The sequence below is a fragment of the Aquirufa sp. genome, from assembly GCF_044342065.1.
Classification (GTDB): domain Bacteria; phylum Bacteroidota; class Bacteroidia; order Cytophagales; family Spirosomataceae; genus Aquirufa.
Map to the genome: position 1 here is coordinate 22,367 of NZ_JBIIQN010000020.1, position 23,401 is coordinate 45,767.

The 23,401-nt window shown below is 45.8% G+C and carries 14 protein-coding genes; 6 read left to right on the forward strand and 8 right to left on the reverse strand.

Features of this window, described 5'->3' with window-relative positions; all coding sequences use genetic code 11:
- Window position 1: 1 nt before the first annotated feature.
- Both ACIQZ2_RS08135 and ACIQZ2_RS08140 read left to right on the forward strand, forming a co-directional pair.
- Entirely contained in the window at window positions 2–1,501 is a 1,500-nt protein-coding gene (locus ACIQZ2_RS08135) for a sodium:solute symporter (RefSeq protein ID WP_395768357.1), read from the forward strand.
- The gene (locus ACIQZ2_RS08140) at window positions 1,498–2,385 is read left to right on the forward strand and encodes a dihydrodipicolinate synthase family protein (RefSeq protein ID WP_395768358.1); all 888 of its coding nucleotides are present in this window, start codon (window positions 1,498–1,500) and stop codon (window positions 2,383–2,385) included. Before ACIQZ2_RS08135 ends, ACIQZ2_RS08140 begins: the two co-directional genes overlap by 4 nt.
- Here ACIQZ2_RS08140 and ACIQZ2_RS08145 read toward each other — a convergent pair.
- Genes ACIQZ2_RS08145 through ACIQZ2_RS08155 form a run of 3 tightly spaced genes read right to left on the reverse strand, consistent with a single transcriptional unit; the run spans window position 2,378 to window position 4,347 of the window.
- Window positions 2,378–2,833: a DUF1569 domain-containing protein gene (locus ACIQZ2_RS08145; RefSeq protein ID WP_395768359.1), complete on the reverse strand. Its 456-nt coding sequence runs from the start codon at window positions 2,831–2,833 to the stop codon at window positions 2,378–2,380. The two genes, ACIQZ2_RS08140 and ACIQZ2_RS08145, sit on opposite strands and share 8 nt — an antisense overlap.
- Window positions 2,830–3,465 (reverse strand): hypothetical protein, encoded by a 636-nt coding sequence (locus ACIQZ2_RS08150; protein WP_395768360.1) that lies wholly within the window; start codon window positions 3,463–3,465, stop codon window positions 2,830–2,832. The genes ACIQZ2_RS08145 and ACIQZ2_RS08150 overlap by 4 nt, the downstream gene beginning before the upstream one ends.
- A gap of 21 nt (window positions 3,466–3,486) precedes the next feature.
- Window positions 3,487–4,347, reverse strand: a complete 861-nt coding sequence (locus tag ACIQZ2_RS08155) for a bile acid:sodium symporter family protein (RefSeq protein ID WP_395768361.1) — start codon at window positions 4,345–4,347, stop codon at window positions 3,487–3,489.
- Window positions 4,348–4,384: 37 nt separating this feature from the next.
- Between ACIQZ2_RS08155 and ACIQZ2_RS08160 the strand changes: the two genes are divergently transcribed.
- Window positions 4,385–5,263 (forward strand): 1-acyl-sn-glycerol-3-phosphate acyltransferase, encoded by an 879-nt coding sequence (locus ACIQZ2_RS08160; protein WP_395768362.1) that lies wholly within the window; start codon window positions 4,385–4,387, stop codon window positions 5,261–5,263.
- 27 nt (window positions 5,264–5,290) lie between these two features.
- Here the strand turns inward: ACIQZ2_RS08160 and ACIQZ2_RS08165 are convergent, their stop codons facing one another.
- From ACIQZ2_RS08165 to ACIQZ2_RS08175, 3 genes are read right to left on the reverse strand one after another with little or no spacing between them, the layout of a single operon-like run.
- Window positions 5,291–6,172 (reverse strand): aldo/keto reductase family oxidoreductase, encoded by an 882-nt coding sequence (locus ACIQZ2_RS08165; protein WP_395768363.1) that lies wholly within the window; start codon window positions 6,170–6,172, stop codon window positions 5,291–5,293.
- Window positions 6,169–6,681, reverse strand: a complete 513-nt coding sequence (locus ACIQZ2_RS08170) for a D-glycero-alpha-D-manno-heptose-1,7-bisphosphate 7-phosphatase (protein WP_395768364.1) — start codon at window positions 6,679–6,681, stop codon at window positions 6,169–6,171. Before ACIQZ2_RS08170 ends, ACIQZ2_RS08165 begins: the two co-directional genes overlap by 4 nt.
- A 6-nt stretch (window positions 6,682–6,687) precedes the next feature.
- The gene (locus ACIQZ2_RS08175; RefSeq protein ID WP_395768365.1) at window positions 6,688–7,125 is read right to left on the reverse strand and encodes a hypothetical protein; all 438 of its coding nucleotides are present in this window, start codon (window positions 7,123–7,125) and stop codon (window positions 6,688–6,690) included.
- Between the two features lie 113 nt (window positions 7,126–7,238).
- Between ACIQZ2_RS08175 and ACIQZ2_RS08180 the strand changes: the two genes are divergently transcribed.
- Genes ACIQZ2_RS08180 through ACIQZ2_RS08190 form a run of 3 tightly spaced genes read left to right on the forward strand, consistent with a single transcriptional unit; the run spans window position 7,239 to window position 9,568 of the window.
- Entirely contained in the window at window positions 7,239–7,616 is a 378-nt protein-coding gene (locus tag ACIQZ2_RS08180; RefSeq protein WP_395768366.1) for a DUF983 domain-containing protein, read from the forward strand.
- Window positions 7,616–8,692, forward strand: a complete 1,077-nt coding sequence (locus tag ACIQZ2_RS08185; protein WP_395768367.1) for an LptF/LptG family permease — start codon at window positions 7,616–7,618, stop codon at window positions 8,690–8,692. Before ACIQZ2_RS08180 ends, ACIQZ2_RS08185 begins: the two co-directional genes overlap by 1 nt.
- Window positions 8,693–9,568, forward strand: coding sequence for a DMT family transporter (locus ACIQZ2_RS08190; protein WP_395768368.1), 876 nt, complete (start codon window positions 8,693–8,695; stop codon window positions 9,566–9,568).
- 126 nt (window positions 9,569–9,694) lie between these two features.
- Here the strand turns inward: ACIQZ2_RS08190 and ACIQZ2_RS08195 are convergent, their stop codons facing one another.
- Window positions 9,695–10,633 carry a type IX secretion system membrane protein PorP/SprF gene (locus ACIQZ2_RS08195; protein ID WP_395768369.1) on the reverse strand — a complete coding sequence of 313 codons (939 nt, stop codon included), beginning with the start codon at window positions 10,631–10,633 and terminating at the stop codon, window positions 9,695–9,697.
- A gap of 7 nt (window positions 10,634–10,640) precedes the next feature.
- Window positions 10,641–23,384: a tandem-95 repeat protein gene (locus ACIQZ2_RS08200; RefSeq protein ID WP_395768370.1), complete on the reverse strand. Its 12,744-nt coding sequence runs from the start codon at window positions 23,382–23,384 to the stop codon at window positions 10,641–10,643.
- Window positions 23,385–23,401: the final 17 nt, after the last annotated feature.

The following is a 23,401-nucleotide window of genomic DNA, read 5'->3' on the forward strand; positions in this document are numbered from 1 at the left end:
AATGAAAACTTGGGATCTGGTAATTATTGGCGTTTACCTCCTCAGCATGATTGGGGTGGGAATCTATTTTTCCAAACGCAACCGCAATTCCGAACAGTTTACAACGGCCTCCGGGCAAATACCGGGTTGGGCCCTAGGCCTAAGTTTCTACGCCACATTCCTTAGTGCCATCACCTTTTTAGGTGACCCGGGGAAGTCTTTTGGGAGCAATTGGAATCCCTTTGTATTCAGTCTTTCCATTCCATTGGCGGCTTGGGTAGCCAGTAAATTATTCGTTCCTTTTTATCGAAACGGCGAAGCGATTAGTGCCTATTCACATTTAGAAGAACGGTTTGGTGCTTGGGCGCGCACTTATGCGATGGTCTGTTTTATCATGACCCAACTGGCCCGGATGGGTACCATATTTTATGGCTTGGCCTTAACAATCAATGCCTTATCGGGCATCGAAATGCCCCTGATCATCATAGTTTCGGGGGTAGTTATTATTTTCTACACGGTATTGGGGGGAATGGAAGCGGTCATTTGGACCGAGGTCATACAAGCTATTCTCAAGACGCTGGGGGCTTTACTGATTTTAGGCTTGATCTTGAATCAATTGGATATCACGGAAATTTGGGCGATTGGACAGCGGGATGAAAAATTCAGTTTGGGGACATTTCAGCCCGACTTTACCACGAGTTCTTTTTGGGTGATTTTAGTATATGGATTTTTCATTAACCTGACGAATTTTGGCGTTGACCAAAACTACATACAGCGCTACCATACCGCAAAAAATACACAAGATGCGGCCAAGAGTATTTGGCTATGTGTGATGTACTATGTTCCGGTATCGTTCTTGTTTTTCTTTATTGGGACATCGTTATATGCCTTTTACGATGTAAATCCGGGGCTCATCAGCGAGCTCAAGCAACAGGTTTCGGCAGAGAAAAACATCCCGATTCAAACGATGCAATTGGTTGATTATGCCGACCGCGTATTGCCTTATTTCATGAAAACACAAATACCTACAGGCTTATTGGGATTATTACTTGCCGCCTTGCTATCTGCCGGTATGAGCACCATGAGTTCGGGGATGAACAGTTCTGCAACGGTGTTTCTGAATGACATATACTTACGCTACATTCAAAAAGACTTGAGCCCGCAAAAACAATTACGGGTATTACATATAGCCACCATCGTGATGGGTTGCTTGGGTATTGTTTTCGGGATCAGTATGATTGGAGTGAAAAGTTTGTTGGATGTATGGTGGAAGCTTTCGGGCATCTTTGCGGGAGGGATGTTGGGAATCTTTTTACTTGGTTTTATCGCGAAAAAAGTATCCAATACCGCTGCCAAATTTGCCGCGATTATTGGGGTCATAGTCATCGCCTGGATGTCATTTAAAGACAATTTGCCGGAAGCATTCCGAAGTCCATTGGATGGAAAAATGACGGTGGTTGTGGGAACCTTGACTATTCTATTTACGGGTATACTTGTTCAACAAATCCTGAAAAAACGATGAAGCTACCTGAAGGATTTATACCGGTTATGTTGACGCCCTTTACCACCGACTTGCAGGTGGATTATAGTTGTTTGCGGCAATTGACGGAATTCTATTTGGATGCCGGCTCGGTGGGATTATTTGCAAATTGCCTGTCGAGCGAGATGTATGAATTAAGCGATGAAGAGCGACTGAAGGTAATCGAAACGGTGGTGAATCAGGTAGCAGGCCGCGTGCCTGTGGTGGCCACGGGGACCTTTGGAGGAAACATCCAAGAGATGGCAGCATTTTCGAAAAAAGTCTACGCACTTGGAGTGGATGCCGTCATTATTTTGAATAATCAATTCGTTAACGAAACGGAATCCGATGAAATTTTCCTTACGCGCATGCACGCGTGGTTAGACCTGACATCTGGGATACCTTTTGGTATTTACGAATGTCCTGTCCCTTATAAACGCTTGGTAAGTATTCCCGTATTGGAAAATTTGTTAGCGACAGGCCGCTTATGTTACCACAAAGATACCTCGCTGAATATTCACGAAGTGGCTGCTAAAATAAATGCTGGCGGCACGCAGGTTTTTGGGGTATATGATGCCTACATTGAACACGCGGTGGCATCATTAGAAGCCGGTTCCAAAGGGCTTTCCTGTATTCAAGGAAACTATTTTCCAGAGCTAATTGTGGAGCTTTGCCGTAATCCTAGCAAGAGCCAAGCTATTCAAGATTTTATGTCTGAAAATATGCAACTCATGCATGATACCTATCCCACAAGTGCTAAATATGTGCTGCAGCAAATGGGATTTCCTATTGATTTAGCGACCAGAAGGAATGTGGGGACACTACAAGTAGAACAGAAAGAGGCCCTAGATCGTTTAATCGAAGAAAGAAAAAGGCGCTTTACTTAAGAATATCCCGCGCAATTTTCAGGTGATGTTCCGTATGAATCCACAAAAAGCGCGCAGCTAGTTTTGTGTTGATATCGCCAAACATCGGATGTGTGAAATACTGTTTCGGAGATTGATTCAGCAAATTTAATACGCTCAAACTTGCTCGATCTAAAGCTTCTTCTAATTCCTCTTTTGAAATAGTTTCGGGTACTACGTATTTGGGAGCACGCACTTTTCCACGCGGAATTTTTTTAGTCAATAAAATAAGCCATTTCACGAACGTATGCTTGGGAGCATAGTTGGCAGGATTAGAAGCTGCAATCGAAGCTACAACTCCGTTGATGACTTGTAAATTATGCGCCAGGTGCCAACCTATCGAACTTGATGATACGGAAGGGTTAATGGTTTCCCATTGTTCGGCCAAGTCTTGCATTTCACGGATTTGGATGGCTAGTTTGTTAATCATAAACGCATTTGTAAAAATAATCCATGGTTCGATTTTTCAAATTTCATCGGTCCGTAGGCATCAAAATTTGAACCTAAACCTACGGTAAATTTATCAAAAGTCAAGCCCGCGCGTAAAGTAAGCCCGCTGCGAGCATGGGTTCCCACTTCGATATCACGGACCAATAAGCCTTGTAAACGCGTATATAAACGAACTTTTTCGGATAATTTGGGCTTATACTCAGCCAAAGCAACAGTTTCAAATGCATGTCCAGGTTTGAAATTGAGTGTAGGAAAAACAACAATCAGATAATCCGGACTCGCTTTTAAAAACTGAAAACCCACGGTAGGGACAAAACCCAATTTATAATGCCATTGTAATCCCGATGCAGCGCTGAAACCTTTGCCTAATCCATAGGTAATGGAATTGTTTATGATCATTTCCGTTTCGGAGGGGGTATTTTGATAATCAGCGGCGCCAACCGTCACGTTGAAAAAATTAAATTTTCCTGCTGCGTCAATGGGGCGATTGATGATGATAAGTAAATTGGCCCGATTATTACCTGCCATCACCTCAACAGGCAAAGGGGCTTTTTGGGCAAAAACAGTACTGACAGATGCTACGAAGGCAATGATTAAATAGAAATTTTTCATGGCCACAAATTTAGCCAAAACTTAATTAGCAAGCTTTTTTTGAGACCAATAAGCAAAAATTGCCGCCGTAATAAACATGATTAAACTATAAATTAAAGCCGGAATGGTCATCGTGCCATTATTCAATATGCTTAAGGCGATGTAAATCGCCAACGAACCATTATGAATCCCTACTTCCATCGAGATAGCGACCGCTTGTTTGGGAGGTAGTTTGAAGAGTCGGGGGAGGAAATAACCCACAAGCAAGCAAGCTAAATTAAAGCTGATGGCTGCGGCACCTACCGACTTGATATCATGCATTAAATGATCCTTTTCTTTCAAGCCTGTTAATATAATCAGGAGCGCAAGGAACAAACCTGAAATGAGTTTAACCTTACTTTCCATGCGATGAGCAAAAGCCGGGAATCGATGACGCACCCACATTCCTAAACTGATGGGTGTAATAATCATTGCACAAACTTCCACCACCTTAAGAAATTGCATAGGAACATAGGCCTCCGTTTGCATAAAATAGTCCAAGGAAAAATTAACAATCCAGGCAATCGAAAATATGGAAAGTACGCTATTCAGCGCAGTTAAGCTTACATTCAAAGCAACGTCACCACCCGCCATGTGGCTATATAAATTTGCGGATGGCCCCCCAGGAGCTGCTGCTAATAGCATCAGGCCTACCGCCAATGCCGGTTCCAAGTTGAAAAAATCAGCTATAAAAAGACAGATGACTGGCAGAACCAACATTTGCGTGACTAAGCCAATTATGATAGCTTTCGGGTAAATAAAAATGCGTTTAAAATCTGCAGGGGTTAATGATAAACCCAAGCCTGCCATGATAATGGCGATGGCCATAGGTAGGAGATAGATTGATAGAAAACTTGCTTGCATCCGATTATTTTTAAAACTTGCTCAAAATATTGAAAATTTGGTTTTCATCCTAAAATTATTTGTTCGGCTTGGCCTTTGGATTTTCTGTCCGGAGGTTCACATACGCAACAAAAGTATTCTCGCCAAGAAAGGAGCATTGTTGGTCGTGGTCAATCACCCCGACTCCTTTCTCGACGCGGTCATCATAGGCGCGTACTATCCAAGAAAGATGCATTTTCTGGCAAGAGGCGATGTTTTCCGGAAACCTATTTTCGGCTTTTTACTCCGCTCCATTGGCATGATTCCCATCCACCGAGCACGCGAAGGACGCGAACATTTACATTTAAACGCAGGCACATTTGATGCTTCGGTGGACGTTTTGGCTAAGGGCGGAGGCATATTAATCTTCATCGAGGGGATATGTTTGTTGACCCACGAATTACAACCTTACAAAAAAGGAGCTACCCGCATTTTAGAAGCTGCCCAACAACGCGGAATTCAGCCCATGGTACATGTCATCGGGATTGCCTACAATGATTTTAGGGCTTTTGGCAAGGTGGTGGAAATTCATGTAGAGGAATTAGCACAGCCACCTGAACTGGGCCATGCGAAAGATCGATTGGATTTTAATGCCCGGGTTTTTGATCAGATGCGTCAACTTATCCACGTCCCAACGAAACGAATGCATGTCAAAAGAAGTCTATTCTATTTCCTGAATTACCCTTATTACCGCCTCGTCCAAAGTATTGCTGATAGTAAAACGAAAGGAACAGTCTTTTACGATTCGGTACTTTTCGCCGCTTTATTTTTCACGTATCCACTTTATCTGATGCTACTAGGAACGGGATTATGGCTCGCGGGATTGCCTATTTGGTATGTCGGATTTTTTGTACTGATACTTCCATTGGGAATTCGAATTCAAATGCGAACCAAATAAAAACCCCGGGAAATCCCAGGGCTTATATTAATCTTGAATGGACGAAATCGGTTTCGCCGCGTGGTATAATTCATACCAATCTTCGTGATTTAAATTGATTTGAAACGAATTCACAATGTTGCGAATGCGATTTTCCTCGAGAGTTCCGATTAAAGGTAAAGCCCCTAATTTCACCAACCACGCCACGGCAATCGATTCGATATTCGCATCATAGCGGGCTGCTACTTCCATTAATTTCTTACGCACTTTCAGGGCTAATTCGTCGGTACCATTTTCAATACGGCCACCATCTAAAGGAGATGTTGCCAACGGGCGCATGTATTTCTGTTTGATGTAATCAATCGCACCATTATCTAATGCTGCAGTATTCAACAAATTCAAGTCGATGTGATTGGAAACAATGGGAATGTTCAAATACGACACCAATAATTGATGCTGATATACCGAAAAATTGGATACCCCGATGTTCTTCACTTTGCCAGACGACTTCAATTTTTCTAATGCCAAAGCCGTAGATTCCAAATCAGATAGTGGATCAAGCTGATCCAACAAAAACACATCCAAGTAATCCGTTTGAAGGTTTCGAAGCGAATTTTCTACGGAGTGATTAATGTGCTCCGCAGATGTATTGATGTGATTTACCCGATATAGTGGCGTTGTGTTCACACCACATTTAGAGAATAAAACAATATCAGAACGTTTGAAAGATTTTTTAGCAAGTACTTCGCCAAAGCGTTTTTCGCAGGTATAATCCCCGTAGCGATCTGCATGATCAAAGGTATTAACCCCTAATTCTAGGCAAAGGTTGACAATTTTTTCCATGTCACCTTTTCCTGCTTCCCAGCGCCAGAATCCGTAAATGGCAGGCGAAACTTTGGGGCCTGCATCACTTAAATAAACTTTATTCATGCTAATATAATTTTTGAAGCGGCTAATAAATCGTCAACTAAATACGTGGCTTTCGTTTCAGTCCCAGCAGGAGCTAAACGAATGGTGCGTAAACCTGCCCCTGTTCCAGCGGTCACATCCCGCTCGTGGTCACCTACCATCCAGGAAGCATCCATATCTACCTCATACTTCGCAGCAGCCTTTTCAATCAGTAAAGATCCCGGCTTCCGCGTTAATGAGTTACTGTCAAATTTCTCATGGTAAGGGCAGAAATAGATATCATCCAATTCTACACCCGTCCCATCTTGGATTGCTCGATGAATCATATAGACGTCTTCACGTGTATATATTCCTTTGGCGATGCCACTTTGGTTGGTGATAACGACCAACAAATATCCAGCATCTTTCAAGGCGCGTAAAGCTTCCCCTACACCTGGTGGAATGATAAACTCCTCCATCCGATACACATAATCCACACGGTCAACATTTAGAACGCCATCGCGATCCAGAAAGATGCACTTATTCTTCATTCAATCTTAAAAAAGTAGCTTCCAAGGAATGCGGCTTAAAATCAATACAAGCGCAGCGATGGTAAAAATCAACGCGTTTTTATGTTTAGCAGCATCAGCAATTGCCTTCTTGTTTTTGGCATTATTGACAGTCGCCAAAACAACTGCAATGATGTTTACCGAAATATGTTCTACGGCGATTAAGCGCGTGCCAGAATCTTTCATGGCTGCACCGAAATCAGCAAATGCCAGTTGGGTAATCGGACTAAAAAAGAAATAAAGGGCTAAGCCTATTAACAGCTGGATATGCAAAGAAATCATAAAGAATAAACCTGCTTTACGATCTGCATCTGTGAATAATGCGTTGGTTGAGCGACCACGTAGGGCACGAGCAATCACATTGATACCTAAAATTAACACGAGTACAAATAGTACGATGTGAACGGTTGAAACAATTGAATACATGTGATGATAAGTTTTAGTTTGAGGCAAAGATACGAAAAGCCCTTGGAACGTGACCTTTGTTACGAATAATCCTCCAGTTTTCTTTACCTTTGGGGCACAAAATTCTCCTAAAAATGCCTAATTCATCCAAATTGCAAGCCACCATTAACGCTCGTTGTCCACAATGTCATGAGGGTCGCTTATTTAAATTCAAGTGGTGGAATGTCTTCAATTTTGCACAGATGGAGGAGCATTGTTCCGCATGCGGGATGCGATATGAGGTGGAGCCAGGATTTTTCTATGGCGCGATGTATGTGTCATATGCGTTCACTGTGGGAATCATGCTGGTAGGTGGAATTATTATCTTCAATTTGTTCAATGATCCGGACGCGATGGGCTATGTGGTTCCGATCACGACAGTTTCCTTAATTTTGGTTCCTTTTAATTACCGCGTCTCCCGCGTTATTTTCATACATTTGTTTTCCGGAGTAACATACCGGCCCAATAAATAATGAAAATCCTTGACCTATACATTCTGAAAAAATTCTTAAAGACTTATGTCTTTGCCGTTTTTCTGATTGTATTGATTGTCATGGTGATTGACTACACAGAGAAAATCGATGATTTTATTCGAAAAGAAGCCCCCATGCGGGCCATCATTTTCGACTATTATCTAAACTTTATTCCTTACTGGGCAAATTACATCAGTCCCCTAATGGTCTTTATTGCGACTGTATTTTTTACAGCCAGCATGGCTTCAAAAACAGAGATTATTGCCATACTTAGTTCGGGGGTTAGTTTCACGCGTTTAATGCGCCCCTATTTAATAGGATCAACCATCATTGCCATTGGGACATTTTTGATGATCGGTTGGGTGGTTCCAAACGCCAATAAAATCCGTGTCCCTTTTGAACACGAATACATCAATGGGACCTACTTTTTCGATAAGCGGGATGTGCATATCAAGATTTCACAGGATGTGTATGCCTACATCGAAAGTTACGATAATACCTCAAATACCGGGTATCGTTTCAGTTTAGAGCGTATTTCAGATAATGAAATCAAGCAAAAATTAATGTCGGACCGCATCACATGGGATTCCGTAGCGAAGAAATGGACGATTTACGATTACCGCATTCGAACATTTAACAGTGGAGGAAATGGGATTAAATTCGGAAGCAAGATTGACACGACACTGAATCTATTGCCCAAAGATTTTCAAAATAAACACTTACTTCACGAGACCTTCACATTGCCAGAATTGAACCGGCACATTGATCTAGTTCAATCTCGCGGTGCGGATGGTATAGAGGTGTTTTTGATAGAGAAGTATTTGCGATTTGCGAATCCTTTTTCAGTCATTATTTTAACGATTATCGGCTTTTTGGTTTCGGCGCGAAAATCGCGCGGGGGTGTAGGATTTCAGATTGCTTTAGGCTTTAGTCTCGCCTTTGTCTACATCTTGTTTTTCATGATGAGTAAGGGAATTGCCGAAGGTGGCGGCATGCCACCGATGCTCGCTGTTTGGTTGCCGAACCTCGTCTTTTCGGGCGTAGGGCTCGGGCTATATTATACCATCCCACGCTAAATGAAGTCGGCGCCACGCATCCTCGATTACCTAAAGATCCATTTCATTGTGGTGCTTTACGCATTCACAGCCATATTGGGAAACGCAACGCAAGCAAATGCATTAACGATTGTATTCTTTCGCTGTGTGATTGCAGCTTTGGGTTTGGCTGGGATCTTATATTATTCGAAAACTTCATTTAAGATAAGCCAAAAGGTCCTGCGTATTTGGCTCTTAAATGGGGTGTTCATCTCCCTGCATTGGTTATTGTTTTTTGGAGCTGCCAAAGTCAGTACGGTCGCGATGTGTTTGGCAGGACTGTCGACGCAAACCTTTTGGACATCGGTCATGGAACCCATAGCCAAGAAGACCAAAATTTCCTGGGTAGAAGTTTTTTTAGGCGTTCTTGTGGTGGTGGCATTGGGCATTATTTTTTCGGTCCAACAAGCCCAGTGGCTTGGCTTATTGATGGGCATAGGTGCGGGATTTTTTGGGGCGCTTTTTTCAGTCATTAACGGAAATTATACACATACGCATGACCCTAAACTGATTACCGCTTATGAGATGGCGGCGGCAGGCGTTATGACAGGTTTGGTTTGGGCCTATGGCCTATTAGAAGGAGGTCAGGGCTATATCCCAATGAACTGGGACTGGTTGTGGATTGGAATTCTCGCGGTCGTCTGTACCGTATATGCCTATACGGAAACGATTCATTTATACAAGGTATTTTCGGTTTTCTCCATCAATCTAGTAATCACCCTAGAGCCGGTTTATGGCATCTTACTCGCCGTATTTATTTTCGGCCAAAAAGAGGTGATGTCTACCGGATTTTACTGGGGTACGGCCTTGCTGGTGATGACAGTAATGGTGCAGCCATTTTTGCAGAAGCGAAAGTAGAGACGCGATACCTCGCGTCTAATATAACCGTAGAGACGCGATACCTCGCGTCTAAAAATAAAAGACGCAAAGTATTGCGTCTCTACAAATCAGGAAAATAGACGCGAAGTATCGCGTCTCTACACTTTATTTACTCCGTTCCTTCTGCTCCTTTGTGAAAATAAAGAAACGTAAGCCCATCTCGTGTGTCTGATTACTAACCAACGAAATCTCAGAAGTAGGCATTTCATAGACATAGCCAATGTACATTTTCTTACTGGCTTGAACACCTAAACGAAGGCCCCAACTGTCCTGATGGCGATAGGTTAAACCGACATCCAATTTCTGTTTCAGGTTGGCCATCAACTGCGCATCCCAGCTGATTGGCGCATCGGTCGCGATGCGAGCCATGGCATTCGGATATAAAGTCAAATCGTCATTGATCTCGATCTTATTTCCTAGCATGACATAAACATAACTCGCATCCTTATAGCCCCCTGATTTATTCCCAAAATCATATTTCAATATCCGAGGCATAGAAACACTAGCATAAAATCCTTGGTTCTTCCGCGCGATACGCACACCCCAACCCATGTTGAACATCATCCCCGTGCTCCGACTTCCTTCAAACAAGATATCATTGGGACTCGTTAATTTTAAATTAGCAAAATCCAAATTCACATTACCCACCCCCAGACGAATACCCCCTGATAAATCCCAGTTGGTACTCAACTGCGTATGATAGGCAAAATCGCCAGAAACCATGGTCAACCTGACCGGTCCCGCCTGGTCAAACATCGCATTCACCCCAATCCCACGTTTCTCTTTCCACTTGAAATTCCCGTTGAAATACATGGTTCGTGGCGCTCCTTCGATGCCCAACCACTGTTGGCGATACATCATATGCACCTCACTGGTATCTTTACTACCCGCCTGAACCGGCGTCAAAACCTGTGGGTTCAAACGATATAAATTATACATGGTTTCAATCTGCGCCTGGGACTTAAAATACCCCAAGCAAAGCAGGAATACAAGTGCGATGAAGCGCTTGATTCTATTGAACTGTCCTATATTCATCTCTCTCATAAACCTCTTATTTTTCAAGGCGGTTGATGTACACATATTGACCTATTTCTGGATATTTTCCTTTGAAATCAATCACATAATAGTACGTACCATCTGGCAATAAATTATCGTCCGAAGTAAGGCTAAACGCGCGATCGGTTTGACCTCCCCAATCGTTTTGGTAATTGTCTTTTTGATAGACAATATTCCCCCAACGATTATAAATGGTCAAGGTGTTATTCCCTTTTCGCATGATACCCGGAATGATTAAAACATCATTTTGACCATCACCATTTGGCGAAATACCTTGTGGAGCAAAGGTCGGGCATTGATCTGGATCAATCCGGTTTTCAATGCCATCCTTATCGCAATCTGGTAACGCTCCATAATTTAAATCATCCTCCAATGCGTCCGTAATTCCATCTGCATCCGAGTCTAAATCGCGGTAATCAGGAACACCATCCTTATCGGTATCCACTGGATTCGCTGGATTCGGCCCTGCTTCATGCTTGTCTGTATAGCCATCATTATCTGAATCTACATCCAAATAATCCGGCAATCCATCACCATCCGTATCACGTTTTCCTTCCACCGAATCTGGAATGCCATCGTTATCCGAATCCACATCGCGGTAATCTGGCGTACCATCACCATCAGAATCAACCGGTCGCTTCGGATCCTTACCTGCTTCGATCGCATCTGAAATGCCATCGTTATCCGAATCTACATCACGGAAATCCGCCATGCCATCCCCATCCGAATCACGCGTACCTTCTACGGCATCTGGAATAGTATCATTATCTGAATCCAAATCACGGTAATCCGGAAGGCCATCGCCATCTGTATCCACCGGATTAATTGGGTCTTTACCTGCTTCAAAAGCATCTGAAATACCATCATTGTCCGAATCAATATCCTGATAATCTGGAAGGCCATCCCCGTCAGTATCGACTGGATTTTTCGGATCCTTTCCCGCCTCCACAGCATCCGGAATTCCATCATTATCTGAATCCGTATCACGGAAATCTGGAATGCCATCTTTGTCGGTATCTACCGGATTTTTCGGATCCTTACCTGCCTCTATCGTATCGGAAATGCCATCATTATCCGAATCAGTATCCAAGTAATCAGGCTTGCCATCACCATCCGTATCCACTGGGTTTTTCGGATCTTTACCCGCCTCCACGGCATCTGGAATACTATCGTTATCTGAATCAGTATCCAAATAATTTGGTTTACCATCCCCGTCTGTGTCAACCGTTCCTTCTACGGAATCTGGGATACTGTCATTATCCGAATCGACATCCATGTAATTTGGAATACCGTCACCATCCGTATCAACAGTACCTTCAATTATATCAGGAATGCCGTCATTATCTGAATCCGTATCGCGGAAATCTGGAATGCCATCTTTATCCGTGTCAACTGGATTTTTCGGATCCTTTCCAGCTTCTACGGCGTCTGGGATTCCATCGTTATCCGTATCTAAATCCAAGAAATCTGGAATGCCATCTTTGTCGGTATCTATCGCTGGATAGCGCGCATCTTGTTGGGCACGATCATCATAGCCATCATCGTTATCATCCACACGGCCACAGTTTGTGCACAAGCCCAATCCTTCGAATTGATCCGGAATGCCATCCCCATCGGAGTCTAGATCCAAGAAGTTTGGTATGCCATCTTTATCCACATCGCCTGCTTTCTCAAACGCATCTGAAATACCATCCCCATCACTATCACCATCGCGGTAGTTTGGATGCTGGTCCCCATCAGTATCTCCTCGTCCCTCTAAGCTATCAGCAATGCCATCGCCATCAGAATCTAAATCCAAAAAGTCTGGTATGCCATCCTTATCCGTATCCGGAATTTCGAGCGGTCGGCCGCCATACGCAGGCTCCAACTGATCCGGAATACCATTGAAATTACGATCGGTCGTTGCTCCCGCTATATCGACAATTCCATCTCCATTCGAATCCACAATATTGCGATATGTGGCCGTTGCCTCCACCGTATCCAAGATGCCATCACCATCCGAATCAAGATCTAAATAGTTCGGAATGCCGTCGCGATCTGCATCTTGATTGCCTTCGATTTTATCCAAAATACCATCGTTGTCAGAATCCAAATCGATATAATCTGCACTACCATCGCCATCCGAATCAATATCACGTTCAGAGATATCACCTATACCATCATTATCTGAATCCGTATCCAAATAATTTGGTATGCCATCGCGATCAAAGTCAGGACATGTGACACCCACCGTACATTCAATTCCATTTAAGATGCCATCGTTATCACAATCTTGATAACGGAAAATGTCATAAGCCGGTGTGCCATTCGCCGGTACTTGTCCCAATCCATCAATACAGAAATCCAATGGCGCATCATCCGTTCCATTCGGATTACCGTCCCCATCACAGTCGGCGGCCAACCACCCTGAACTTGCATTCGCTAACACCTGACTTGTTAATAATAGGCTGCATGCATCCGTTGGATTCGTACGATCTGTACGTTCCGTGCCGTTCGTCACGCCGTCACCGTCGCAATCTGCAGCCAACCATGCCGAACTTGGTGTCACGGTTTGAGATCTGAAATTCAAGCTACAAGCATCGTTCGGATTTGTTCCGTCGATGGCCTCTTGTCCATTGGTCACGCCATCACCGTCGCAATCTGCAGCCGGATCATTCGGATTACAGAAACTCAAGGTAACGGTTGCTGTTGCACAAACCGAGTTTTTGCAAACTTGATACACAACTGTTTTGGTACCACTCGTTTCTCCTACCGCCGGCGTGTACGTCATCTCGCCGGTCGCATTATTGAAGCTTACCGTACCTAGTGCCGTTCCTCCTGCATTACCGCTTAAACGTGCTATCGTCGAATTTCCTGGTAAGAAATCATCGTTCGCTAAAATGTTGATTGTCTGCGCGCCCGTTCCAGAAACCTGCAACAAATCATTCGTTGCTACTGCCGTCGCAATGTTTGGATCCGTACTGTTTGGATTGCCATCGCCGTCACAATCACCACTTGTCCATGCAGAACTTGGCGTTAATGTTTGGCTGCTTCGTCGTAATGAACATGCGTTCAATGGATCCGTGCCATCCGTAGACTCTTGTCCGTTGGTTACACCGTCTCCGTCACAATCCACAAGCGGATCATTCACGTCACAGAAGTTCAAATTCGCCGTTGCGGTTGCACAAACGATGCCTTTACACACTTGGTAAACTACCGTTTTCATGCCTGATATTTCGCCTGCCGCTGGCGTATACATCAACATGCCGGTATTCGCATTAAAGCTCACCGTACCAAGCGCTGTTCCGCCAGCTGTTCCTGCCAAACGATTTATCGTAATGCCTCCACCTGCTAAGAAATCATCATTCGCTAAGATGTTAAAGGCTTGTTGGCCCGTTCCCGAAATCACAAAATTATCGTTCTGTGCTGTTGGCGTATTTAAATTTGGATCCGTGCTGTTTGGATTGCCGTCACCGTCGCAATCACCTGCCGACCAGCCTAGTGCGGCCACCGTCTGATGAGCTCGAATTAATGAACAAGCATTGGTTGGGCTTGTGCCATCCACAACCTCCGTCGCATCGATAACGCCATCACCGTCGGAATCCAAATCGCGGTAATTCGGGATTCCATCACCATCGGTATCCACATTACCTTCTACAGCATCTAAAATTCCATCACCATCGGAATCCAAATCCAAATAGTCAGGAGTTCCATCGCCATCCGTATCACGCGGAACATTTCCGTTGGTTCCTTTTTCTGCTGAATCCGGAATGCCGTCACCATCCGAATCGGTATCGTACGGATTTAAGCCGCCCGTTCCGTCGGTATTTGGTGGCGTTAATCCGCCATTCGCGGCGTTAGGTACCCCGTTTACATCCACTGCTCCATCCACAATTCCATCCGCATTCACGTCGATTCCGTTTGCTTCGCGCACATCTTTGATGCCATCATTATCGGAATCCAAATCAAAACGATTTGGCGTTCCATCGCCATCCGTATCACAATTCACGGACGTAGGATTGCAAGCGGCATTCTCAATCGTGTCTAAAATACCGTCATTATCGTCATCAAAATCCAAATTATCTACAATGCCGTCTCCATCAAAGTCGGTCGGACAACCGTTGTTCGACGCATCCCCTACCGTCACCCGACATAAATCCGTCGCATCCAACACGCCATCACCATCAGAATCTAAATCCAAGTAATCCGGTGTTCCATCGCGGTCCGTATCCACATTGCCTTCGGTCGAATCTGGTATACCATCTGCATCTGAATCCGTATCTAAATAATCAGGTCTATTATCTCCGTCTGAATCAACCGTACCTTCGATCGAATCTGGAATACCGTCGCCATCACTATCTAAATCTCGGTAGTTTGGAGTGCCATCACCATCCGTATCAAGCGTTCCTTCCGTGTTATCTGAAATCCCATCGCCGTCGGAATCTAAATCTAAATAATCTGGGGTTCCATCGCCGTCCGTATCCCGCGTTCCTTCAATCGCATCTGAAATCCCATCCCCATCCGAATCCAAATCTTTATAATCTGGTGTACCATCCCCATCCGTGTCCAACGTTCCTTCCGTCGCATCTGAAATGCCGTCACCATCTGAATCCAAATCTTTGTAATTCGGAATATTGTCATTATCCGTATCCGTTGTACCTTCCGTCACATCAGGAATGCCATCGCCATCACTATCCAAATCTCGGTAGTTCGGAACGCCGTCACCGTCCGTATCGATGGCTCCTTCAATGGCATCAGTTATCCCATCCCCATCGGAATCCAAATCTTTATAATCCGGCGTACCATCAAGATCCGTGTCAATAGGACTTAATGGATTAGGTCCTTTTTCAATACTATCTGAAATACCGTCACCATCCGAATCCGTATCGAGGTAATTTGGCGTGCCGTCTGTATCCGTATCCGTGGTTCCTTCAATCGAATCTAGAATACCATCCGCATCCGAATCTACATCGCGGAAGTTCGGAATACCATCATTATCGCTATCTAAAGGCGTTGCACCATTGGGCCCTTTTTCAATCGCATCGGTGATGCCATCGCCGTCCGAATCTAGGTCTAAATAATCCGATGTTCCGTCGCCATCCGTATCTGCAATCGCTGATCCGGTTCCGCGTTCAACTGAATCAGGAATGCCATCGCCGTCAGAATCCGTGTCTAAGTAATTAGGAATATTATCGCCATCCGAATCCAGCGGCGCATTGCCGTTCGGTCCTTTTTCGATGCTGTCTGGAATGCCATCACCATCTGAATCGGTATCGTATGGATTGGATCCTCCTGTGCCGTCGGTGTTTGGAGGTGTTACACCGCCATTCGCTGAGGTAGGCACACCATTCGCATCCACGGATCCATCCACAAGGCCATCGCCATCCGCATCCGTTCCATTTGATTCACGAACATCCGTGATACCATCATTATCCGAATCGGGATCCAAATTGTTTGGAATACCATCACTATCTGTATCGCAGGTAGCTGCCGAAGGCGAACATGCCGCATCTTCTACACTATCAAGAATTCCATCATTATCATCATCAAAATCCGTACTGTCTGGAACCCCATCATTATCACTATCCAATGGACAACCACTCGCCAAATTTCCAGCTACCAATGGACACTGGTCAACGGAATCCAATACGCCATCATTATCCGAATCCGGATCTAAATAGTTCGTTAAGGTATCGTTATCTGGATCTCCAACACCTTCTTGTTGGTCTGGTTTTCCATCCGCATCCGAGTCCAAATCGCGGTAATTCGGCGTGCCGTCGCCATCCGTGTCTGTCGTTCCTTCTACCGCATCTGAGATACCATCGTTATCTGAATCCAAGTCGCGGTAATCTGGGATACCATCGCCGTCGGTATCAATCGGCAGTAAAGGATTGGGACCTTTTTCAATCGCATCGGTAATACCGTCATTGTCGGAATCCGTATCCAAATAATCCGGTATTCCGTCTCCATCGGTATCCAACGGAACCAATGGATTTATTCCTTTTTCCACGGAATCCGGAATGCCATCGCCGTCGGAATCTGGGTCTAAATAATTAGCTAAGCCATCACCATCGGTATCAGTAATTCCTTCTACGGAATCCGGAATGCCGTCACCGTCCGAATCCAAATCTTTGTAATCTGGTGTCCCATCGCCATCGGTATCACGTGGCGATAAGGGGTTTGAACCTTTTTCTGCTGAATCCGAAATGCCATCGCCATCAGAATCTGTATCCTTGTAATTCGGAATGCCGTCGCCATCCGTGTCTGTCGTTCCTTCAATTGAATCAGGAATGCCATCACCGTCACTATCTAAATCTTTATAATCAGGGGTGCCGTCGCCATCCGTATCTGTGCTACCCTCCACCGAATCTGGAATACCATCGGCATCCGAATCTGTATCTAAGAAGTTTGGCCGACCGTCATTATCGGTATCCGCAATGCCTTCAATCGCATCGGAAATACCGTCGCCATCCGAATCCAAATCTCGGAAATTAGGGATGCCATCGCCGTCCGCGTCCGCAGAACCTTCGATCGCATCCGAGATGCCGTCGCCATCCGAATCTAAATCTTTGTAATCTGGTGTACCATCCCCGTCCGAGTCGCGTGTTCCTTCGATTAAATCGGAAATGCCATCGCCATCCGAATCCGTATCATATGGATTCGTGCCACCTGTTCCATCGGTATTTGGCGGGGTTAAGCCTCCATTGGCTGCTAAAGGAATTCCTTGAGCATCTACTGCACCATCCACTTTGCCATCCGCATTTGAATCAGTTCCTCCCGCTTCAACAACATCTGAGATGCCATCACCATCACTATCCAAATCCAAGTAGTTTGGTATGCCATCGCCATCAATATCACAAGGCATCACCGCAGGAACACAAGCTGCATTCTCCACACTATCCAAGATCCCATCGTTATCGGAATCCAAATCTTTGTAATCTGGAATGCCGTCGCCGTCCGTATCTGGCGCAATGCCTGGCCCTTTCTCCACCGCGTCTGGAATGCCGTCACCGTCCGTATCGAAGGTTACCGAAAGTGCTAAAGTAGCTGAAGCCGTTCCACCTGTTCCATCGCTGATGTTGTAAGTAATGACTGGCAAAGTTCCTGCGTAATTCAGCGCTGGCACAAAAGTATAAGTACCATCAGCGTTGATCGTAACCGTTCCTACATTTGGAATGGTCGCGGTTTGGCCGGCTGGATAGGTGGTGCCATTGATGACAAAATCAACGACCGATAAAGTTCCGTTTTCTACATCCGAATCATTTGTCAAGACATTGCCTGCCAAATTCGCATTTACCTCACCCACCTTCGTATCATTCACCGCAACGGGTGTGTCATTGACAGCCGTAACGGATAGCGTTATACTACCCGGGGTAGTTGATTGCCCATCACTTACGCTATAGAATATAGGTGGTACAGTACCAAAATAGTTTGCAGCCGGGGTAAATACATAGGCTCCTGTCGTTGAAATCGTCATCGTACCCACTCCTGGAAGCGTAGCCGTTTGACCAGGCGTGTAGCTAACACCGCCCACGGTAAATTGTGAAATGGTCAATGGATCACTTTCAGGATCACGGTCATTGGTCAAGACATTTCCGGTCGCAGGGGTATCTTCTGCTGTGCTTACCGTTTCGGATTCTACCACCGGTGCATCATTCACATTTTGAATCGTAACGGTCAAAGTTCCTGTACTCAAACCTCCCGTTCCGTCGGTTGCCGTATATGAAATTACAGGAACCGCAGCGCTGTAATTTGGTAGGCCAGTGAATGAGTACGTGCCGTCCGCATTGAGTACAAATGTCCCTACGTTTGGAAGGGAAACAATCGAACCCGGTGTATAGATCGTACCATTAATCGTAAATTGCGTCACTGCCAAAGTTCCACTTTCTACATCGGAATCATTGGTCAATACATTCCCAGTCCCCGTTGTTCCTTCCGGTACCGTAATCGCGTCATTCACGACTACCGGTGGATCATTTACAGGCGTTACCGTAAGACCTAAAGTTGCAGTCGCCGTCGCACCATTGACATCCAAGGCGGTGTAAGTGATCGTAGGAACTGGTCCAAAATAATTTGGTAATGGCGTAAAGGTGAAGGTTCCATCGGTGTTGATGACCAAACTTCCTTTTCCAGAAATCGTCGCCGTTGTACCTGCAGGATAGGTCGTACCGCCAACGCTGAATTGGGATACGGTGATAGGCGTTCCGTCGGGATCGCTATCATTAGCCAACACGTTTCCGGTGATTGGGGAATCTTCCGGTCCCGATATGTTATCGTCATTTACGGCGATTGGATCATCATTCACGGCTGCTACCGTGATATTCAAGGCTGCGGTCGCCACCCCACCCAAGCCATCTGTTATGGTATAATTAATCGCCGGTACCGTACCATTGTAATTCGTAAATGGCGTAAAAATAAAGGCGCCGTTGGCTGCCAGGCTAATGGTTCCTACGTTTGGAATGGTTGCGGTTGCGCCAGCTGGATAAGTCGTCGAACCGACCACAAAACTCACGACCGTCAACGCATCGCCATTTGCATCTGAATCATTGCTTAATACATTGCCCGAACGCGGTGTATCTTCCGTTGCAGCAACCGGATCATTGGCTGCGTTTGGCGGTGTATTCGTATCAATCACCGTAATGCTCAAAGCTCCCGTATCCGTTCCGCCATTTCCATCACTGACCGTGTAAGTCAAAACTGGAACCGATCCAGAATAGATAGGTAAAGGCGTAAATACATAGCTTCCATCCGAGTTCACCCGCATCGTTCCCACATTCGGAATCGTAATGGTTGAGCCTAAAGTAAATGGCCCATTTACACCTGCGATACTAAAGGAAGCAACGGTCAAGGTATTGGATTCTGGGTCGGAGTCATTGCTGACCAAGTTGCCTGTGACAACGGTATTCTTACCCGCCGACTTGATATCATCCGTCGCCACCGGTGGCTCTGGAACATCGGTTACTGTTAAGATAAATGTTCCCGAAGCTGTTCCGCCATTGCCATCGCTAAGGGTATAGGTGACAGTTGGTGCCGCACCTACAAAAGTTGGAATAGGCGTGAAGGTATAAGTTCCGTCGGGATTCACGACCAAGGTTCCTACGCCGGCGATTGATGCGGTGGTTCCCGCAGGATAGGTCACGCCACCAATCGTAAATTGGGTTAATGTTAAACTAATTCCATCCACATCAGTATCTGCTCCCGTCAGGATATCGCCTGATTTCACGGTGCCCTGTGGCGTTGTATCAGTGTCATTTGAGGCAACAGGTGCATCGTTCACCGCGGTAATGTTAATGGTTAAATTCGCCGTCGCCGTACCGCCATTTCCGTCGCTGATTGTATAGGTAACCGCAGAGAATGCGCCGTTATAATTGGCCGCCGGGGTGAATATAAAACTTCCATCGGCATTCAGTTGCAGACTACCTACGTTAGTGATATTCGCTGTTTGACCAGCTGTATACGTTTGACCGCCTACGGTAAATTGGGTGACGGTTGTCGTATTTCCGTCGACATCCGAGTCATTCGTCCTCACGTTACCAGAAAGCACCGTGTCTTCTGGCGTAGTGGCTTGATCATCTAAAGCAACAGGCGCATCGTTGACCGCCGTTATCGTAATGGTCAGTTGGCCCGTCGCCGTTGCACCCGAACTATCCGAGACTAAATAAGAAATAGCCGGAACCGTTCCGTTATAATTTGCCAAAGGCGTGAAGGTATAGCTACCATCTGCATTAACCACAAGCGTTCCCACATTCGGGATGGTTGCGGTGGCGCCAACTGGATAGATCAGGCCACCTACAGTGAATTGGGTAACAGCAAGCGTGTCACTTTCAGCATCGGTATCATTAGACAATAAGAAGCCCGTCGCTACTCCATCCTCATTGATGTTTTTGGTATCAGCTACCGCTACCGGTGCTGTATTGAAAGGTGCTACATAAACCGTCAATGTGGACGTTGCGGTAGCTGTTCCATCGCTGACTGTATAGGTCAAATCTGGCGTCGTTCCTACGTACGTATTTAGCGGCGTAAAGGTATAATTACCGTTTGCGGAAACTACGAATGTTCCTACGCCCGCCAAAATATAGGTTCCACCGTTCGAAGGATCCACGGTCGTGGTCACCCCATTAATCACAAACTGGGTAATTGTCAAAGCATTCCCATCCGCATCGGAATCATTCGTTAATAAATTCCCTGATGCAGGATTATTTTGATTGATTGTTTTCTCGTCGCGCGCTGCCGCAGGAGGATCGTTGACATCCGTTACGGTCATCACAAAATTACCCGTATCCGTTCCCCCATTCCCATCTGAAATCGTGTATTCTACTGTAGGCACCGAGCCTACATAAGCTGGCAACGGCGTGAACGTGTAGGTTCCATCGGAATTAATTTGCAAGGTTCCTACACCTGGAATAGTAGCCGTTGAACCTGCGGTATAAGTCACGCCATTAACTTTGAATTGGGTTAGGCTTAAGGTATTTCCGTCGGCATCGGTATCATCACCTGTCAAAATATCCCCCGTTTTCACGGATCCCTGAGGCGTCGTTGCCGCATCATCTGAGGCTACCGGCACATCGTTAACCGCGACCATGGTCAAGGTTAAATCAGCCGTATCGGTACCTCCATTTCCATCACTAAGCGTATACGTGGCTACAGGAACAGAACCGGAATAGTTAGGTTCTGGGGTGAAGGTATAAGTTCCGTTGGCATTCATGACAAGCGTCCCCACACCCGCGAGGGTAGCGGTTTGGCCAGCCGGATACGTCGTGCCGTTGATGACAAATTGCGTAAGACTTAAACTGTTCCCCTCCACATCGGAATCATTCGTAATAACATTCCCCGTTTTCGGTGTGTCTTCCGTGACGCTTGCTACATCATCTATTGCAAGCGGCGCGTCGTTTACTGGGGTAATCGAGACGGTCAAGGTACCGCTCGCTGTTCCGCCATTTCCATCGGAAATTGCATAGCCAATCACCGGAACAGTTCCTGCGTAATTCGCCAAAGGCGTGAAAGTATACGTTCCATCCAGGTTCACGACCATGGTTCCTACGCCGGATATGGTTGCCGTCGTTCCTACCGGATAGCTAACCCCGTTGATCGTAAATGATGTGACGGATAAGCTGTTTCCTTCGGCGTCGGTATCATTCGTCAAGACGTTACCTGTTGCTGGCGTATCTTCCGCCGTGGTTTTGGTATCAGCTACAGCGACTGGATTCGCATTCACCACGGCTGTTACCGCAATTTTTAAAGCGGCTGTTGAAGTCGCCGTTCCATCACTAACCGTGTAGGTAATGACTGGCGCAGCACCCGTAAACGTTGAAGAAGGAGTGAAGATATAAGTACCGTTTGCATTCACGACGACCGTACCGACGTTGGCGATGGTCGCGCTTGTTCCCGCAGGATAATCCACCCCACCAATCGTGATTTTGGTAATGCTTAAGGTATTGCTTTCTGGGTCTGAATCGTTGGTTAATACGTTCCCTGAAACAGGGGTATTTTGTGGGGTTGTTGTGATGTCGTCCGCTGCCACTGGAGGGTCGTTCACATCAATCACGGTAATGGTTAAGGTACCATTTATCGATGATCCGTTACCATCACTAACGGTGTAGCCAATAACCGGAACGGAACCTGAATAACTGGCAATTGGGGTAAAGGTATAGGTTCCGTTTGCGTTTACGACAATGGTTCCTTTACCTGGAATAGTCACCAAGTCACCTGGGTTGTAAGTCACCCCGGACACGGTAAATTGGATAATGCTGAGTGTATTTCCATCTGGGTCGTTATCGTTTGATAAGACACTTCCGGTAGCCGTACTACCTTGGTTGACCGAAATGGTTTCGTTCACCACGACTGGGGCATCGTTTACGCCTGTCACGGTAATCGCCAAATCTCCCGAATCCGAACCATTATTAGCATCCGTAGCCGTGTAACTGATGGTTGGCACACTACCAAAATAATTAGCCACTGGGGTAAATGTATACGTTCCGTTCGCACGGATGACGATTGTGCCTACGCCGGAAATGGTGGCGGTGGTGCCGGCTGGATAGTCAACGCCGCCAACTTTAAAGGTATTAACGGTAAGTGCAGTCCCGCCGGAACCTGTATCGTTTGTCAATACGGATCCGTTGATCGGTGTATCTTCTGTGGTTGTCGCGATGTCATCCGTGATCGTAGGCGTATTGTTCATGATCAGGCGCGCTGCGGCTGAAGTCACATTTCCACAGACGTAGTCGGACTGTACGATGTTCAATCGATACTGATAATCCTTCATCAAAATGGTCACGGCGCTCAAGGTAAGCGTGGCGGTAGTCGCGCCGGAATAGGTCGCGTTGTTGGTAATATTCGTCCACGTTCCACCTCCGTTTGTACTTAGCTGCCATTGGTAACTCGTCGTTCCTGACCCCACGGTCACCGTAGCTGCAAATCTAAGATTTACGGCACCTGGAGTAGTGGTGACGCTGATCGGTTGGACGCTGATGACTGACGCACGGCCAACGGATAATACATTGGCACTTGTGCTCGTATAATTCGCACCGGTCACTTTACCCGTTGCATCTACGGTTGGTGGATTCCCATTCCCAAAATAGCCGTTCCCGTCAGTGCCCGCGGCAGTTGAAGTCGCATAGGCTTCGTTGGCATCCGAACAACCATCGCCGTCGGAGTCGAGGTCTAATTTATTTGGTATACCATCTCCATCTGTATCCAATGCTTCGTTAATTGAAGGTGGCTTACTAGTACACAAATAACCAGAGCCAGCCTCTATCACCATTAATGATAAATCAGTCG